The 19,171-nt window shown below is 65.5% G+C and carries 1 protein-coding gene (running past one end of the window); it reads left to right on the top strand.

The features are described from left to right. Positions 1-19,171, top strand: part of the annotated coding region (locus GOHSU_RS03125; protein ID WP_005936715.1) for a non-ribosomal peptide synthetase (this coding region is incomplete at its 5' end). 16,318 nt of the annotated region lie beyond the right edge of the window; 19,171 of its 35,489 annotated nt are in view.

Raw genomic sequence — 19,171 nt, 5'->3', positions numbered from 1 at the left:
GGCAGTATGTGCCGATCGATTTGGGGACTCCTGTCGATCGGGTGGAGTACATGCTGGCCACGGCTGGGGCGCAGTTGCTGCTGGTTTCTGATCAGCCGGTGGCGCAGTCGGCGTTGGCGGCGGCCCGCGCTGGGGGTGTGCTGGTGGTTGTGGTGGATGCGTCCGGTCCGGTGCAGGTAGATGTGCCGCAGGCCAAGCCGGTCACCGGGGCGGATCGTCTGGGAGTTCTAACCGGTGATTCGGCGGTGTACACGCTGTTCACGTCGGGGTCGACGGGTATGCCCAAGGGGGTGACGTTGACGCATGAGGCGGTGCTGAACCGGTTGTGGTGGGGTCTGGCGGAGTTGCCGATCGACGGTAGCGATGTGGTGGTGCAGAAGACGCCGTACACGTTCGACTGTTCGGTACCGGAGTTGTTCGCCCCGTTGATGGTGGGTGCGGGGTTGGTGGTGCTCAAGCAGGACGGGCATCTGGAGCCGTTGTATGTGGCCGGCGAGATCGCGCGTACTCAGGCGACGATGGTGCATTTCGTGCCGTCGATTCTGTCGGCGTTCTTGGATGTGGTGCCGCGTGCACAGTTGGAGGCGTTGACGTCGGTGCGGATCGTGTCGGCCACCGGTGAGGCGTTGCCGCCGGCGTTGGCGGCCCCGACCCGCGATATCTGGCCGGAGGCGTTGTTCTACAACTTGTACGGTCCGACCGAGGCGGCGGTGGAGATCACCTATCAGGCCATCGGTGCGGTATCGGCTGCCGATCTGACGGTGCCGATCGGTGTGCCGGTGTGGAACTCCTCGGCGGTGGTCCTCGATAGCCGTTTGCAGCGGGTACCTGTGGGTGTGCCGGGTGAGTTGTATCTGGGTGGTATCCAGTTGGCGCGCGGCTATGCTTCGCGGCCGGAGTTGACTGCGGAGCGGTTCGTGGCCGATCCGTACGGGGAACCCGGGGCCCGTTTGTATCGGACGGGTGATCTGGTGCGGCGTCTGGCTGATGGCGCGTTGGAGTATCTGGGGCGCACGGATTTCCAGGTGAAGTTGCGTGGTCAGCGGATCGAGTTGGGGGAGATCGAGGCGGTGTTGGCCGGTGCGCCGGGTGTGGTGCATACCGCGGTGACGGTGGCCGAGTCTCCCGATGGTGGGGAGCATCTGGTCGGCTATGTGGCTGCCGGTCCGGGAGAAACACTGGATCTGGAGGCGGTCAAGGCCGCTGCCGCGGCGGCGTTGCCGGGGTACATGGTGCCGGCGGTGTGGACGATCGTCGATGACATCAAACTCAACACCGCCGGCAAGCTGGATCGTAAGGCGTTGCCGGCGCCGGAGTTCGGGGCGTTGGAGGCCGAGTATGTGGCCCCCGACGGTGAGGCCGAGGAACAACTGGCCGCCGTGTTCGCCGGTGTGCTCGGTGTGGAGCGGGTGTCGGTGGTCGAGTCGTTCTTCGATGCCGGTGGTAACTCGTTGTCGGCGATGCGTTTGGTGGCCCGGGCCGGTGAGGCTCTCGGGGTCGAGTTGAACGTGCGGGACTTGTTCGATGCGCCCACGGTGCGGGAATTGGCTGCGGCCTCAGTCGGCAAATCCGCGGCGTTGCCTCCGGTGGTCGCGGTCGAGCCACGCCCGGATCGGGTGCCGTTGTCGTTTGCTCAGCAGCGGATGTGGTTCATCAACCGCATGGATCCGACGCTCGGTACCTACAACATTCCGACCCTCCTGCAGTTGGTCGGAGAGATCGACGAGTCGGCTTTGCGTGCTGCGGCGATCGACCTGGTGACAAGGCACGAGATCCTCCGCACGACCTTCCCGAGCATCGACGGCAATCCCTACCAGGTGGTGGCGACACCGGCAGACATCGCCGAGCGCATCGACTGGCGGGTCGTCGATTCCGAGGACCTTCTCGCTGAGGGACTTCGTCGCGGCTTCGACGTCACCGAAGAGTGGCCAATCCGGATTCGACTTCTGCATGCCGGGACCAACAGGGCGATCCTCGCGATCGCCGTGCACCACATCGCTTTCGACGGGCAGTCATTCGCGCCGCTGGCCGGCGACCTGATCAGTGCCTACGCCGCACGCGCCGAAGGGCGGCCGCCGCGCTTCGCGCCGCTTCCCGTGCAGTTCGCTGATTACGCGATCTGGCAGCGCAACGTCCTCGGCGACCCGGGTGACGCATCGTCGGTCCTCGGCCGCGAGCTCGCCTTCTGGATCGAGTCGCTCGAGGGTGTGCCCGACGTGCTCGAGTTGCCGTCGGACCGGCCCCGGCCGCTGACGGCCAGCAATCGGGGCGAACTGTACCGTTTCGAGATTCCGGCCGAGGTCGCCCGGGCGGTCGACGAGGTCGCTGCGCGGTACGGCGCAACCCGCTTCATGGTTCTCCACGCCGCCTTCGCGCTCCTCCTGGCGCGGCTGGCCGGCTCGGATGACATCGTGATCGGTACGCCGATCGGAGGTCGCGGTCAGAGCGAACTGGACCCGATGGTCGGCATGTTCGTCAACACGCTCGCTCTGCGGACCGAGGTGGACCCCTCGACGTCGTTCGAATCGCTTCTCGCCGACGTCCGTTCGCGCGACCTTGCTGCGTTCGATCAATCGCAGGTGCCGTTCGAAGCGGTGGTCGACGCGCTCAATCCGGTCCGCTCCGAGGCGTTCTCCCCGATCGTCCAGGTTATCCTCTCAGTGGATCCCGGCGTGGTGCCGACCGATGCCGTCACCGTCGGAGGCCTGCAGGTCCTGCCGCTCGACGTCACTGAAGCTCCCGCCCAGATGGACCTGAATCTGACCATCAGCACGGCGGGAGACGGCTGGTCTGCCATCGTCACCTTCGCGACCGACCTTTTCGATCGATCCTCGATCGCGACCCTGGCCGAACGACTGATCGGGGTGCTCCTAACGGTCTCGGCGACACCTGCGACGCCGGTGGGTGACGTCCCATTGATGCGGGTCGCCGAAGCCGAGGAGATCCTCGCGGAGTCGGTCGGTCCGCTCGCTCCGGTTCTGGACGAGACGATCGCCGATGCAGTGCTGGCGACTGTCGCGCGCACTCCCGATACGGTGGCGCTCATCGCTGCCGATCGTGAGTACAGCTACGCAGAGTTCGGTGCGCGTGTCGCGGATCTGGCCCGTCGCCTGATCGACTTGGGAGTACGCCCGAATTCAGCGGTCGCTGTCGTGATGGACCGGACGCCCGAATTGGTGGTCGCCGTGCACGCGATCATGGCGGCCGGCGGCCAGTACGTGCCGATCGACCCCGCGGCGAACATCGACCGCGCGACCTACATCGCAACTACCGCGGGCGTTGAGGCCCTGGTCGTACGAGCCGGCGACGAAGTGTCGGAGTACGCTGCGGCACTGAATGTGCCCCGGATCGAGGTGGATTGCACTGCGGACATCGACAGCCGCACCGAACCGTTCAGTGCCGCCGAACGGCTCGCACCATTGCATCCCGAGGATGCCGCCTACACGTTGTTCACATCCGGATCGACGGGTGTGCCGAAGGGCGTGACCGTGTCGCACCGGGCCGTGCGGAACTTCGTCACCTGGTTCGACGAGCTCGTGCCGGTCGGCGACCAGAGGCTGCTGTTCAAGACGCCGCACACCTTCGACGCTTCGGTCCTGGAACTCTTCTGGCCGATGGTCGCCGGTCAGACGATGGTGATCGCCGATCGCCAGGGGCACCGCGACCCCCGCTACCTGGCCGACATCATGGATCGCACCGGGGTATCGGTGGTCCAGTTCGTGCCTTCGCTGCTGTCGGCCTTCCTGGACGTGGTCCACGACGAGCCGCTGCTGCCGATGCTACGGGTTCTGTTCTCCGGCGGCGAAGCACTGCCGCCGGCGGTGGCGCAGGAGTTCGCAGACCGTGTGCCGCAGGCGACGACGTTCAACCTCTTCGGTCCCACCGAGGCTGCCGTCTACACGATGTCGGCGGAATTGATCGAGGTCGACAACGTCGTGCCGATCGGTCGCCCGATGCGGAACACGACGGCACTGGTGTTGGACGATCGCTTGCATCCGGTGCCCGACGGTGTGGCGGGCGAGCTCTATCTCGGTGGCGTGCAGTCCGCGCGCGGCTACGCCTCGCAGCCGGATCTCACTGCTGAGCGCTTTGTCGCCGACCCGTTCGGTGGCACCGGCGCCCGAATGTACCGGACGGGGGACCTCGTCCGCCGCGGCACCACCGGTGACCTCGAGTACCTGGGCCGCACGGACTTCCAGGTGAAACTGCGTGGTCAGCGTTTGGAACTCGGTGAGGTCGAGGCCGCAATCGCGGGTGCGCCAGGCGTCGTCCTGGCGGCTGCGCGAGTGGTCGCCGGACCGGCGGGGGACCGCCTGGTCGGCTACGTCTCCCCGGCTTCGGTCGACGTGACGCAAGCCGAGGAGATGGTCGCCGAACGTTTGCCCGAGTACATGGTGCCCACGGCGTGGGTTCTGCTCGAGGAGATGCCACTCAACTCCGCCGGCAAGGTGGACCGCCGTTCCCTGCCCGACCCGGTCTTCGAAGCCGCGGAGTTCGTCCCAGCGGCTACCGAGGACGAGGCCGCGCTCGCCGCAGTGTTCGCCGATCTGCTCGGCGTCGACCGGGTGAGCGTCACCGAATCGTTCTTCGACCTGGGTGGCAACTCGCTTGCGGCCATGCGTCTGGTCGCGCGGGCGTCGGAGGTCTTCGACGTCCAACTCTCGGTACGCGATGTGTTCGACGCACCGAGTGTCCGTGCACTGCTTACCGTGATCGACGGCCGCTCCCCGGCACTGCCGCCGATCACCCGTGTGGTCGACCGGCCTGAACTGGTTCCGCTCTCGTTCGCTCAGCAGCGGATGTGGTTCATCAATCAGCTCGAGCCCGAGCTCCCCACCTACAACGTCCCCCTGGTGCTGAAGGTCACGGGTGGCCTCGACCTCGGGGCGATGAGGTCGGCGTTGGACGTGGTCCTCGGTCGGCACGAGATTCTGCGAACGGTGTATCCGGCCGTCGAAGGTCGGCCCTACCAGTCGATCCTCGAACTGTCCGAGGCCGTGCGGAAGGTGGACTGGCGAGTCGCCCAGGCGGACGATCAGTTGCGTGCGGCGGTGATCGACGGCTTCGATGTCCGATCGGACCTGCCGATCCGGGTGTGCATCTGGGAGATGGCACCGGACGTGCATCTGCTAGCCGTGGTAATCCATCACATCGCATTCGACGGCGAGTCGACGGGGCCGTTGGTCGAGAGCCTGGTGGCCGCGTACGCGGCCGAGGTGGTCGGCGCAGAACCGACGCTGCTGCCGCTGGAGGTCCAGTTCGCGGACTTCGCGCTCTGGCAGCATCGGGTACTCGGCTCACCCGACGACGCCGAATCGGTCGCAGGTCGGCAGCTGGCGTACTGGGCTGATCATCTGGCCGGGCTGCCGGATGTCCTCGAGCTGCCGACCGACCGCCAACGCCCGGACATCGCGACGGGTCAGGGTGCGACGGTTGAATTCCCGTTGCCGGCCGACATCGGTGACGGCATCCAGCTGCTGGCCCGCGAGGCCGGCGTGACGCCCTTCATGGTGGTGCACGCTGCCCTCGCAGTACTGCTGGCGCGGATGTCGGCGACCACGGACATCCTGATCGGCACTCCGGTCGCCGGTCGCGGTCAGGCGGTCCTGGACCCGTTGGTGGGGATGTTCGTCAACACCCTCGTACTGCGCACCGAGGTGGATCCGGGAACCAGCTTCGCCGACTTCCTGGCGGCGGTTCGCACAGTCGACCTGGAAGCGTTCAGCCATGCGGACGTGCCGTTCGAGGCCGTGGTCAACGCGGTGGACCCGGTCCGTTCGCAGGCATTCGCTCCGCTGACGCAGGTCATGTTGTCGTTCGATCCGGGAGCAGCGGCGATCCAGGACGGGATCTCGATCGGCGGACTGGAAATCGAGCCGGTGGTACCGGAGACGGACCCGGCCCAGCTCGATCTGACCTTCCGCGTGCACTCGGCCCCGGAGGGCCGGGACTGGTCCGTCAGTGTCAACTACGCGACGGATCTCTTCGATGAGGCCACCATCGACCTGCTCACCGAGCGTCTCACCAGAGTCTTTCGGCACCTGGTGGACGACCCCGCGCTGCCGGTCGGCGACGCGCCGATCTTGGGTACGGCCGAGCGTGCGGCTCTGGCAGAGGCCTCCGCCGGTGTACCAGCCCCGGACATTTCGGAGCGTCTGATCGACGAGGCGTTCGCGCGCGGGCTTGCGGATCCGGAGTCCATTGCGGTGGTGGCCGGAGATCGGGAGTTCACCTACCGCGAAATCCTCGGTCGCGCCGGGGTGCTCGCTGACCGTCTGACAAGACTGGGCGTCGGGCCCGACTCGGTCGTTGTGCTCGTCCTCGATCGCTCGGTGCACTGGGTGGTCGGCATGGTGGCGGCCTGGCAGGTCGGTGCCGCCTACGCGCCGGTGGATCCCGCCGGGCCAGGGGGACGTCTCGAGGCATTGATCGAGGACGTGGCTGCGGCTGCGGTCGTCGCCCTGCCAGAGTGGCTGCACGAGCCCCGGAACATCGCAGCGACCGGGTCAGTCCCGGTGGTCGCGATCGCCGATGAAATGAGTGACGAGTCGATCAGCGCACCGGAACAACGGACCCTCACGGGTTCCGAGCTGGGCTACGTGATCACCACCTCCGGATCTACCGGACGGCCGAAGCCGACCCTGGTGCCGATCGCCGGTATCGAAAACACGGTGCACTGGTACCGGCGTGAACTGGGCCTGTCGGCCGGCGAGTCGATCATCGTCGCGTCGTCGCCGACCTTCGATCTCACGCAGAAGAATGTCTGGGCTGCCCTCTCTACGGGCGGCGTGCTCCACCTGGCAGACCCGGTTTTCGATCCCGAGCAGATCCTGCGTGCGGTAGACGCGGGGCAGGTAGCGGTGATGAATATCGCGCCATCGGCATTCGAGTCCCTCCTGCATGCGGAGCGCAGCGACGCGCTGGACGCACTCCGCTACCTTTTCCTCGGCGGCGAAGTGATCAAGCTCGCCTTGGTGAAGCCGCTGATCGATCGTGGCCTGCGGGTATTCAACAGCTACGGGCCGACCGAAGCCTCCGATGTGGTGGCCTTCCACGAGTTGAGCGCTGACGAAACGGCGCCGGTCCCGATCGGTCGCGCCATTCCCGGTATCGAGCTGTTCGTCCTCGACGACCGGCTGGCGCTGGTGCCGGCTGGGGTTCCCGGCGAGCTCTACGTTGGTGGCGTCGGTGTGGGCCGCGGCTACGCCGGGATGCGCGGTATCACCGCCGGTCGATTCGTCGCAGACCCGTTCGGGCCGGAAGGCTCGCGTCTGTACCGCACCGGAGACCTCGTCCATTGGGACGGTGACGGTGAGTTGTATTACCTCGGGCGAACCGACTTCCAGATCAAGCTCCGCGGCCTGCGCGTCGAGCTCGGGGAGATTGACACAGTCCTCGGCACGGTTGTCGGCGTCGAGCGCGTCGCCACCCTTGTCGCCACGGCACCGGGTGGTAGTGAACACCTGGTCGCCTATGTCGCACCCGGTGACGTCGACGTCGACGCACTGAAGGCGGCCGCGATTGACGCACTTCCCAGCTATATGGTGCCGACCGTCTGGAACCTCGTCGATCACATCGCGCTGAACGCGGCCGGAAAGATCGACAGGCAAGCCCTTCCAGAACCCGAATTCGGCTCGCTCGGCGAGTACGTCGAGCCGGCGGACGACGTCGAATCCGCTGTGGCTGCCGTGTTCGCAGACGTCCTCGGAATCGAGCGGGTTTCGGTGACCGAGTCCTTCTTCGACGCGGGCGGAGACTCATTGTCGGCCATGCGTCTGGTGGCCCGAGTCGCCGGGTTGCTGGGTGTTGAGTTGTCGGTACGGGATCTCTTCGATGCTCCCAGCGTGCGGCGGCTGGCGGCGGCGACGCGGGGCAAGCGCGCGGCGCTGCCGCCGATCACGGCCGCGGACCCGCGGCCCGACACGATTCCACTCACGTTCGCTCAGCAGCGGATGTGGTTCATCAACCAGTTCGATCCCGGTGACGCCACCTACAACATTCCGGTGGTCTTGCGCTTGACCGGTGACCTCGACGCGACCGCGTTGCGTACCGCGATGGCGGACGTCATCGCACGTCACGAGGTGCTCCGAACGGTGTTTCCCAGTGTCGACGGCACACCGGTGCAGGTGATTTCGCCGGTGATCGAGGTGGAAGACGAACTGCAGTGGGTTCAGGCCGGCTCGCTCGCCGAGTTCGAAGCCGCGGTCTCGGCCGGTTTCGACGTTGCGACGAAGTGGCCCGTACGTGCGGTGTTGTTCGCCGCCGGTGAGAACGAGTGCCTCTTCGCGGTCGTGATGCACCACATCGCCTCCGACGGCGAATCGATGCTGCCCTTGGTCACCGATGTGGTGACGGCATACACGGCGCGGGCGGAAGGCCGCACACCAGACTTCGCTCCGCTGGCCGTGCAGGTCGCTGATTTCGCGGTGTGGCAGCACGAAGCACTGGGTTCTGCCGACGAGCCTGACTCGGTGATCGGCCGTCAGCTCGGCTACTGGCGTGCGCAGTTGGCCGGTCTTCCGGACGTGTTGGAGTTGCCTTCGGATCGGCCGCGGCCGCCGGTGGCGTCACATCGTGGCGGCACGGTCAGCTTTGAGGTACCGGCCGCTCTGGGTGACCGGATCGGGGCGATTGCCAGAGCGGCGGAGACGACCCCGTTCATGGTTGTCCATGCAGCACTAGCGGTCTTGCTGGCGCGTCTGTCGGCCACCGGCGACATCGCCGTCGCCACACCGACGGCGGGTCGTGGTCAGGCGATCCTGGATCCGCTCGTGGGAATGTTCGTCAACACGATGGTCCTTCGGACGCAGGTCGATCCAGCGATGTCGTTCGCGGATCTGCTCGCGCAGGTGCGAGGCACGGATCTGGATGCGCTGGCCCACGGCGATGTACCTTTCGAGACAGTTGTCGAGGCCCTTGACCCCGTTCGCTCCGAGGCATTCTCGCCGCTGGCGCAAGTCGTGCTCAACTTCAACCCCGCTTCGTCGGTGGTTGATGTGCAGACGTCGGCCGGCGGCGTGGAGATCACGCCCGTCGAACCAGCTGAGATGCCCGCGCAGTTCGATCTGTCGGTGACGCTCTGGCCGGCGGCTGCCGGAGAGGCGTGGATCGGCAAGGCCATTTTCGCGACCGACCTGTTCGACGAGCCGACGGCGGCAGCGATGATGCGGCGGTTCGTGCGGCTGCTGAATGGTCTGACCGCCGATCCGGCACTGCCGGTCGGTGACGTCGTCCTGCTCCAGGCCCGTGAGAGCGAGGCGCTCAACGCTCTCCCTGCACCGATTACCGAGACGGTGAATGCAGGGCGCTCGCTTGTCGACCTGTTCGCTGATTCGGTATCGCGACATCGGAACTCGGTCGCCGTATCCGCCCTCGGCGGCTCGCTCTCGTACGCCGATCTCGACACGCGGTCCGATGCGGTGGCAGCAGCATTGGTGGCACGTCGCGTGCAGCCGGGTGACCTGGTGGGAGTGGCGACGAGCCGCTCCGTCGATCTGGTCGTGGCGATTCTGGGTGTGATGAAGTCCGGTGCGGCATATCTCCCTCTGGACCTGACGAATCCCATCGGCCGTCTCGCCTACATCGTGGCTGATTCCAAGGTGCGGATCGTCCTGACCGATGAGGGGACCGGTAGCCACGACCTGTGGCAGGCGATCGATTTGAACGTCGACGTCATCGAACTCGGTACGCTGCTGGACGGTTCGGGAACGCTGTTCACACCCGTGCGGGTACCGAGCGACTCGCGCGCCTATGTGATCTACACCTCTGGGTCGACGGGGCAACCGAAGGGCGTCGAGGTCACCCACCGCGATGTGGTGACCTTGATGGACACGGCGGCGAACGACTTCGATTTCCGCTCCGACGACGTATGGACGATGTTCCACTCGTATGCGTTTGACTTCACCGTCTGGGAACTGTGGGGCCCGCTGCTGACGGGCGCCCGGCTGCTGATCGTGGACCGAGACGTCGCACGGGACACCGACTTGTTCCTGCAGGTGCTCGCCGACGAGTGCGTGACGGTTCTGTCCCAGACCCCGTCGGCCTTCTACCAGTTGATCGATGCGAGGCTTCGTCATCCCGACGACCTGGCTCTGCGCTACATCGTCTTCGGCGGCGAGGCGCTGAACTTCGAGCAGGTCCGGCGCTGGTACGACTCATTCGAGGCAGATACGGCTGAACTGGTCAACATGTACGGCATCACCGAGACCACGGTGCATGTGTCCTTCCGTGCCCTCGATCGTGGGCAGGTATCGGCCGGAGATTCGTCGTTTATCGGTCGGCCGCTGGCCTCACTCGCGGTCCATGTCCTCGATGAGCGATTGCGCCCCGTGCCCCCCGGAGTTCCGGGAGAGATGTACGTCTCGGGCGGGCAGTTGGCTCAGGGCTACCTGAGTCGCCCAGAATTGACGGCGACCCGGTTTGTAGCCGATCCGTTCGGACCCGCCGGGACGCGTCTCTACCGGACGGGCGACCGAGCCCGCAGGGTGGGAGACGACATCGAGTACCTCGGCCGGGCGGATGCACAGGTGCAACTGCGTGGTTTCCGTATCGAATACGGCGAAGTCGAGTCGGGGCTGTTGTCGGTGCCCGGAGTGGCGGGTGCAGCGGCTCGTGTGGTCGAACTGGCGGGCCGTGGCGAGCAACTGGTCGGGTACGTCGTCGCAGAGGAAGGCGTCACCCTCGACGCGCAACAGATGCAGGCCTTCGCCGGCCGGGAAGTCCCCGGCTACATGGTGCCGACTGTGATCGAGGTGGTCGCTGAGCTGCCGTTGACCGCCAACGGCAAACTCGACCGCGACGCTCTGCCGGTCCCCTCTTTGGGCGCAGGCGGTCACTACGCTGCGCCTGCCAATGCGGTCGAGGAACAACTCGCTTCCATCGTAGCCGCGGTGATGGGCCTGGATCGGGTCTCGGTCACCGAGTCGTTCTTCGCGCTCGGCGGCGATTCGATCATGTCGATCCAGCTCGCCTCCGCTGCGCGAGCCGCGGGGATCGAGCTGTCACCCCGGGAGATCTTCGAGCACCGGTCGGTGCGTGCGATGGCTCGAGCGATCGCTGATCGCACCAACGAACTGCCGATGCTGCCGGAGCCTGAGGGCGGCGCGACCGGTGTGGTCCAGCTGCCGCCGATCGTTTCGTGGATGCTCGACCTGGCCGATTCGAGCACTGATTTCGCTGAGTACATGCAACAAGCCGTCGTGGTCGCGCCACACGGCCTCACACGCGGAGGTCTGAAGGACCTGCTCCGTGCCCTTGTCGACGCACACCCGATGCTGGCGGCGGCCCTGGACCGCGTGTCGGGCGAATGGCGCCTCACCAGCGGAATGCCTTTCGACCCGGATCGGGCCATCGGCATCCGGCACGTCGACGCGCCGGTCGGCAGTGATGACTTCACCGCAGCCGTCGTCGACGGGTTCAAGGCGGCAGCGCGCCGGCTCGACCCGGCCGCCGGTGAACTTCTCCAAGTGGAATGGGTGACCGGGGACGACGAGGACGGTCGCCTAGTCGTCGTGGTCCACCACCTTGGCGTCGATGCGGTGTCGTGGCAGGCGATCATCGAAGATCTGGTGACGGGCTGGGCGCAGTACGCGTCGGCGCAGCCGATCGAATTGCGAGGCGAGAGCACTTCCGCCCGGGCGTGGTTTGCGGCGGTCTCTGGTCAGGCCGGGAGACGCGACGGTGAAGTCGGTTACTGGCTTGCCCGCCTGCCGGAACGGCCGACCCCGCTGGGGGCTGAGATCGATCGGTCGCGTGACCGCAACGACACGGTTACCGCGGTCTCGATGACGGTGTCCCCGGAAGTGACAGAGGCTCTGGTTACGACGGTGCCCGAAGCCTTCGGAGCGAACGTCAACGATGCTTTGCTCGGAGCTCTTGCTCGTGCGGTGCGCTCGTGGCAGCACGATCGCGGGATCCTCGACGCCGGCGCGGTATCGGTTCTGCTGGAGCGACATGGACGCTTCGAGGAGATCGTCGAGCACGGCCCCCATGCGGCGCGTGCAGACCTTTCGCGCACCGTCGGGTGGTTCACCTCTATCGCTCCGATGAACCTCGACCCCGCGGCAGACGAAGTACACGCGGTCAAGGCGGCAAAGGAAGAGCGACTCGGGCAGCCCGATTACGGCATCGGATTCGGGATTCTCCGATACGACTCGGAGAACGAACTCTCCGATCGGCCGCTACCGACAATCAACTTCAACTACCTCGGTGCCACCGGTGGCCGTGCGGTTGAAGCAGGTGGCGATGCGATCGGCTTTAGTCAGGCACTCGATGCCCCTGACCTGCTCGGCGCGACGACCAATCGGATGGTCGCCCCGGCGCTTCTCGACATCTTGGCGGGGGTCAGGGAGACGGGCGCCGGGCGGGAGATGCGCGCGACGATCATGTTCCCACGGGCACTGTTCACTGATGCCGAAGTGGAGGACCTCGCCGCTCGTTGGCGCGAGGAATTGACCTCTGTGGTCGATACCGTGAGTTCAGGTCCGGTTGGCCTTTCTCCGTCGGATGTTCCTGGTGTCGAGTTGACGCAGAGTGACCTGGATGTCGTGGCCGAGCGGTTCCCCGCGGCGCAGGTGTGGCCGTTGTCGCCTCTACAGGGTGGATTGTTCTTCCAGTCCGCGATCGCCGAGGGCGTCTCGGATGCGATCGATGTGTATGTGGCGCAGGGCGTGGTGGAGCTGGTCGGTGGTGTGGACGTGGAGCGTCTGCATCGGGCTGCGCAGCGGGTGCTGGATGAGCATGCGATGTTGCGGTCGGGGTTCGTGACCGTACCGTCGGGGGCGGTGGTCGCGGTGGTCGCTGATGCGGTCGAGGTTCCTTGGTCGCTGATCGACCTCGGTGACGTGGCTGCCGATGAGGCGGCACGGCGGGTGGCCGAGGTGGCCGCGGCCGAGCGGGTGAAGCCGTTCGATCTGGCTGCCCCTCCGCTGCTGCGGATGGTCCTAGTGCGTCATGGAGATTCGGCGTGGTTGGTGACGACGAACCATCACATCATCCTCGACGGCTGGTCGACACCGCTGGTGATGGCGGACATGTTGGCGTTGTATGCGGGGGATGTGTCATTCACGTCGCAAGCGGGCGGGGACGGCGGTGATTTCGATGATTATTTGCGGCTGATCGCCAGTCGTGATGCGGCCGCCGGTATCGAAGCGTGGCGGCGGGTGCTGGCTCCGGTGGAGGGCCCGACGCTGGTCGCGCCGGGGGCGGTGGCTTCGTTGGAGCAGTTGCCGCGCGACTTCGAGATCCAGTTGCCGGCTGAGGTGACTGCTGCGCTGGAGTCTGCCGGCCGCGCACACGGTGCGACGCTGGCGACGGTGCTGCAGTTGGCGTGGGCGGTGTTCGTCTCGCGTTTGACCGGTAATCGGGTGGTGACGTTCGGCGAGACGGTGTCGGGTCGACCGGCTGATCTCGACGGCGTGGAGTCGATGGTGGGCTTGTTCATCAACACCTTGCCGGTGGTGGTGGATGTGGATCCGGAGGCTTCGATCGGGCAGGTGCTCGAGGAGTTGCAGGCTGAGAAGGTCGCGGTTCTGGATTATCAGTTCCTGAGTATTCCGCAGATCGCTGCGGGTACCGGTGTGGACTTCGGGTTCGACACGTTGACCGTGCACGAGTCCTATCCGGTTGACGAGTCTTCGCTGGAATCGGCTGATCCGGCGGTAACCGGCGGCCTGTCGGTGGCGGGTGTGGAGTTCTCGGATTCGACGCACTATCCGCTCAACATGGTGACCGTGCCGACCGCGGACAGCGTGATGGTGCGGTTGAAGTATCTACCGTCGGCCTTCTCCGACGAACAGATCGAAGTGTTCGCAGGGGTCCTGTTGCAGATCCTCCAGGCCGTCGGTGCAGAAGCGGTCTCCGCGATACGCGATATCGATCTGCTCACCGCACACGAACGTGAGCGGCTGGCGAAGCTACCCGCACCGGTGATCCCGGCTGCGACCCAGCATTCGCTGGTGGAGCTGTTTGCCGAGTCCGCTGCGGAACATGCGGCGTCACCGGCGGTATCTGCGCTCGGGTGTTCGTTGTCATACGCGGAACTCGATGCGCGGTCGTCGTCGATTGCAGCACGATTGGTCGCGGAGGGTGTTGAGCCGGGAGATCTGGTCGGTCTGGCGACTGACCGCTCGGTCGATTTACCGGCCTCGATACTCGGGATCCTAAAATCCGGAGCCGGATATCTGCCGCTGGATGTGACCAACCCGGTCGACCGACTGGGCCACATCGTAAACGACTCGGGCGTGCGGTTGATCCTGACCGATCACTCGACAATGGGCCATGAATTGTGGTCGGTGGTGCCGGCGGCGGTGAGCGTTCTCGGCGTCGACGAGTTGATCGCAGAGGCCGATGGATCAGGTTTTGTCCCGGTTCCTGTCCCCGCGGCGACGCGGGCGTACGTCATCTACACCTCCGGCTCCACTGGGCTGCCGAAGGGCGTGGAGGTCACGCACTCCGACGTGGCGGCGTTGATGGCCGCGTGTGGGGAAGACTTCCGGTTCCGTAACGATGACGTGTGGACGCTGTTCCACTCTTACGCGTTCGATTTCTCGGTGTGGGAATTGTGGGGCCCGCTCCTCACCGGCGGCTGCGTGGTGATCGTCGACCGTGAGCTGGCTCGCGATATCGACGCTTTCGTGGAATTGGTGGCCGCCGAACGGGTGACCGTCCTGAGTCTGACTCCGTCGGCGTTCTATCAGTTCATCGATGCGCGTCGTCGGCGGCAGCCTGAACTGGCTTTGCGATACGTTGTTTTCGGCGGCGAAGAATTGGCTTTCGAGCAGGTCAACCGGTGGTTTGAGGAGTTCCCTGCCGATCCCGCCCAATTGGTGAACATGTACGGCATCACGGAGACCACGGTGCACGTGAGTTTCCGTCCGATCGACCGTGCGGAGGTGACTTCCGCTGATCCGTCGTTTATTGGGCGTGCGCTCAGTTCGCTAGCGATTTATATTCTCGATGACCGGCTGCGTCCGGTTCCTGCCGGGATTCCGGGTGAGATGTATGTTGCGGGTGCGCAGCTGGCTCAGGGGTACCTGGATCGCCGGGAACTGACGGCAACCCGATTCGTGGCGAATCCATTCGACGTCTCCGGCGCCGGCGCGCGTCTCTATCGCACGGGTGATCTGGCGCGATGGATCGGTGACGACATCGAGTACTTGGGCCGCGCGGACGGTCAAGTGCAGTTGCGAGGATTCCGTATCGAATACGGCGAAGTCGAAGCAGCACTGCTGAGCGCCCCGGGCGTCGCAGGAGCGGCTGCGATCATACTCGACGACGTGGCCCGGGGTGAGGTACTCGTCGGCTACGTCGTTCCTCAAGGCGGCGTCGACCTCGACCGCCAAGCGATCCGGGAACTCGCTGGGATGAAGGTGCCTCACTATATGGTGCCGGCGCTGGTGATGGTCGTTGAACGACTCCCGCTCACACCGAATGGCAAACTCGATCGCGCCGCGCTTCCGACTCCGGAGTTTGGTAGCGATAGTGTCTACCACGAGCCTGACGGCGAAGCCGAAGACGCTATTGCGACGGTCTTCGCCGAGTTGCTGGGTGTTGAGAGAGTCTCGGCGACCGAGTCGTTCTTTGCTCTCGGCGGCAATTCGCTGTCGGCAATGCGGGCGGTGGCTCGGGTCAGTGACGCGCTCGACGTTGAGCTCAGCGTTCGCGACCTTTTCGACGCGCCGAGTGTTCGGGAATTGGTGGTCGCGCTTGCCGATCGGAAGCCGGCTCTGCGCCCAGTGACGGCTGTGGTGCCACGACCGGAGCGTATTCCGTTGTCGTTCGCTCAGCAGCGGATGTGGTTCATCAACCGGTTGGATCCGGAATTGACCACGTACAACCTGCCGATCGGTTTCAGATTGCGTGGTGAAGTGAATCTCGCTGCACTGCGAGAAGCTGTGCTCGACGTAGTCGGTCGGCATGAGGTGCTCCGATCGGTGTTCCCCGATGTCGGTGGAGTGCCGTTCCAGGAAGTCGTTGCCGCCGACCGTATGAACGAGCTGCTGGACTGGCGTGTGGTTGACTCACTCGACACTCTCGCCGCAGATCTCGGTCATGGCTTCGATGTGTCAGTGGACCTGCCGCTGCGTGTGCGGGTATTCGTGGAAGGCGAGGACTCGTTTGTGGTCGCGATGGTGACCCACCACATCGCGTTCGACGGACAGTCCTATGGGCCGATGATGACCGATCTGCTGACGGCCTATGCCGCGCGGGCAGTCGGTGAAGTGCCGCAGTTCAGTGAATTGCCGGCGCAGTATGCAGACTATTCGCTGTGGCAGCATGCGGTCCTGGGCTCGCCCGAGGATTCGGCGTCGGTGCTTGGGAAACAGTTGGGGTACTGGAAGCAGGCCCTGGCTGGTGTGCCCGATGTGATCGATCTGCCGACTGATCGGCCGCGGCCTCCGGTGTTCTCGTCGCGTGGTGGGCAGGTCAAGTTCGGTGTGCCTGCGGAGTTGGGTGCTCGGGTGGATGAGTTCGCGGCTCGTCATGGTGCGACGCGGTTCATGGTGTTGCATGCGGTGTTCGCGGTGTTGCTGGCGCGGTTGTCCGGGTCGGATGACATCGTGGTGGGGACTCCGATTGATGCTCGTGGTCAGCGTGGTCTGGATGCGCTGGTGGGCATGTTCGTGAACACGTTGGTGTTGCGTAGTGAGGTGGATCTGGGGGAGTCGTTCGAGGCGTTCCTGGCGCGGTCTCGTGCTGCGGATCTGGCGGCTTTCGAACATGCGGATGTGCCTTTCGAGTCGATCGTGGACGCGCTCGACCCGGTGCGCAGTGAAGCGTTCTCGCCTTTGGTGCAGGTGATCTTCGCTGTCGATCCGTTCAACGCTCCAGTGGACGCGACGATTGCCGGGGCGCGCATCGAACCGGTCGACGGGCTTGAGATTCCGGCTCAGATGGATCTGAATCTGACGATTTCCGCGGGGGAGGAATCGCAGGACTGGGTCGGTCTGTTGACGTTTGCGACGGCGTTGTTTGATCGGTCGTCGATGGAGCGGTTCGGTCGGCGGTTTGTGGGTCTGCTGGGTGAGTTGCTGGCGGCGCCGGGTGTGGCGGTCGGTGATGCGGCTGTGGCGGATGCGGCCGAGTTGGAGCGGGTGCGGGTTGAGTCGGTGGGTCCGACTGAGCCGTTGATTGCTGAGACGATCGCGGATGCGGTGGCTGCGACTGTGTCGCGTGTTCCGGGCTCGGTGGCGTTGATTAATGGTGACCGCAGCATGTCCTACGCCGAGTTCGGTGGGCGGGTCGGTGTGTTGGCTCGGGCGTTGATCACTGAGGGCGTGGGGCCTGAGTCAGCGGTCGGCGTGGTGATGGATCGTTCGCTCGAGCTGGTGGTGGCGGTGCACGCGATCATGGCTGCGGGCGGTCAGTACGTGCCGATCGCGGTGGATTCGCCGATCGATCGGGCGCGGTACATCGCCGGGACCGCGGGTGTGGGTTCGGTGGTCGTTGCTGCTGGTGCGGTGGTGCCGGAGTTCGTCGGGGCTTTGGGTGTTCCGGTGCTGGAGGTCGATTGTTCGCAGGACCTGCCTGAGGGTGCCGGGCCGCTTGATCCGGCGGAGCGGTTGGCGCCGTTGCGTGTGGGGGATGCGGCGTACACGTTGTTCACGTCGGGTTCGACGGGTGTGCCCAAGGGTGTGACGATCCCGCACGGTGCGGTACGCAATTTCGTGGCCTGGTTCGACGGGCTGGTGCCGGCTGGTGAGCAGCGGTTGTTGTTCAAGACGCCGCATACCTTCGATGCGTCGGTGCTGGAGTTGTTCTGGCCGTTGGTGGCGGGACAGACGATGGTGATCGCCGATGCGCAGGGTCATCGGGATCCGCGGTATCTGGCTGATGTGATGAACAGTGCCGGGGTGTCGGTGGTGCAGTTCGTGCCGTCGCTGCTGGCTGCGTTCCTGGATGTGGTCGACGATGATCCGTTGTTGCCGGGGCTGCAGGTGTTGTTCTCCGGTGGTGAGGCGTTGCCGCCGGCAGTGGCTCGTGACTTCGCCGGGCGGGTGTCGCAGGCGGGGCTGGTGAATCTGTTCGGTCCGACCGAGGCCGCGGTGTACACGATGTCGGCGGAGTTGGCCGGGGTCGGCGACGTGGTGCCGATCGGTGTTCCGATGCCTAATACGACGGCGTTCGTGTTGGACTCTCGTTTGCATCCGGTGCCAGATGGAGTGGCCGGTGAGTTGTATCTGGGTGGTGTGCAGTCTGCCCGTGGGTATGCCTCGCGTGCGGATCTGACTGCTGAGCGGTTCGTGGCCGATCCGTTCGGGGCTCCCGGTGGCCGCCTGTACCGGACCGGTGATCTGGTGCGCCGGAATGCCTCTGGTGAGCTGGAGTATCTGGGTCGTACCGATTTCCAGGTGAAGCTGCGTGGTCAGCGAATGGAACTCGGTGAGGTCGAGGCCGCGATCGCGGCGGCGCCGGGTGTGGTGCTGGCGGCGGCTCGTGTTGTCGAGGGGCCGGCCGGTGATCAGCTGGTGGGTTATGTGGCGCCCGAGGGTGTTGATACCGAACAGGTTTCGGCATCGTTGGCTGCTCAGGTGCCTGAGTACATGGTGCCTTCGGTGTGGGTGGCGTTGGCGGAGATGCCGCTGAACTCTGCGGGCAAGGTGGACCGGCGGGCGTTGCCGGATCCGGTGTTCGCCGCGGCCGAGTACGTGGCCCCGGAGACCGAGGCCGAAGAGGTCGTGGCTGCGATTTTTGCGGATCTGCTGGGTGCCGACCGGGTCGGCGTGACCGAGTCGTTCTTCGACGTCGGCGGTAACTCGCTGGCGGCCATGCGGTTGGTGGCCCGGGTCGGCGAGGCCCTGGGTGTTCAGGTGTCTGTGCGTGATGTGTTCGACGCGCCGAGTGTGCGTGAGTTGGTGGCTGCGGTCGCCGATCGTGCTCCGGCTCTGCCGCCGGTCGTACCGGTCGAGCCACGCCCGGACCTCATCCCGCTGGCATTCGCCCAGCAACGCATGTGGTTCATCAACCGCCTGGACCCAACATCGTCGGCATATAACATTCCGACGGTCTTGACACTTACCGGTGACTTGGACATCGACGCTCTCCACGCCGCGGTCGTGGCGGTCGTCGCCCGGCACGAGATTCTGCGTACGACCTACCCGGCCATCGAGGGGGTACCGCACCAGAAGATCGCTCGCGCGTCTTCCGTCGCGGCTCGGCTGGATTGGGACGT

The organism is Gordonia hirsuta DSM 44140 = NBRC 16056 (assembly GCF_000333015.1).
Lineage (GTDB): Bacteria > Actinomycetota > Actinomycetes > Mycobacteriales > Mycobacteriaceae > Gordonia > Gordonia hirsuta.
Note: the sequence above shows the minus strand (reverse complement) of the source record. Positions and strands in the feature narration are given on the sequence as shown.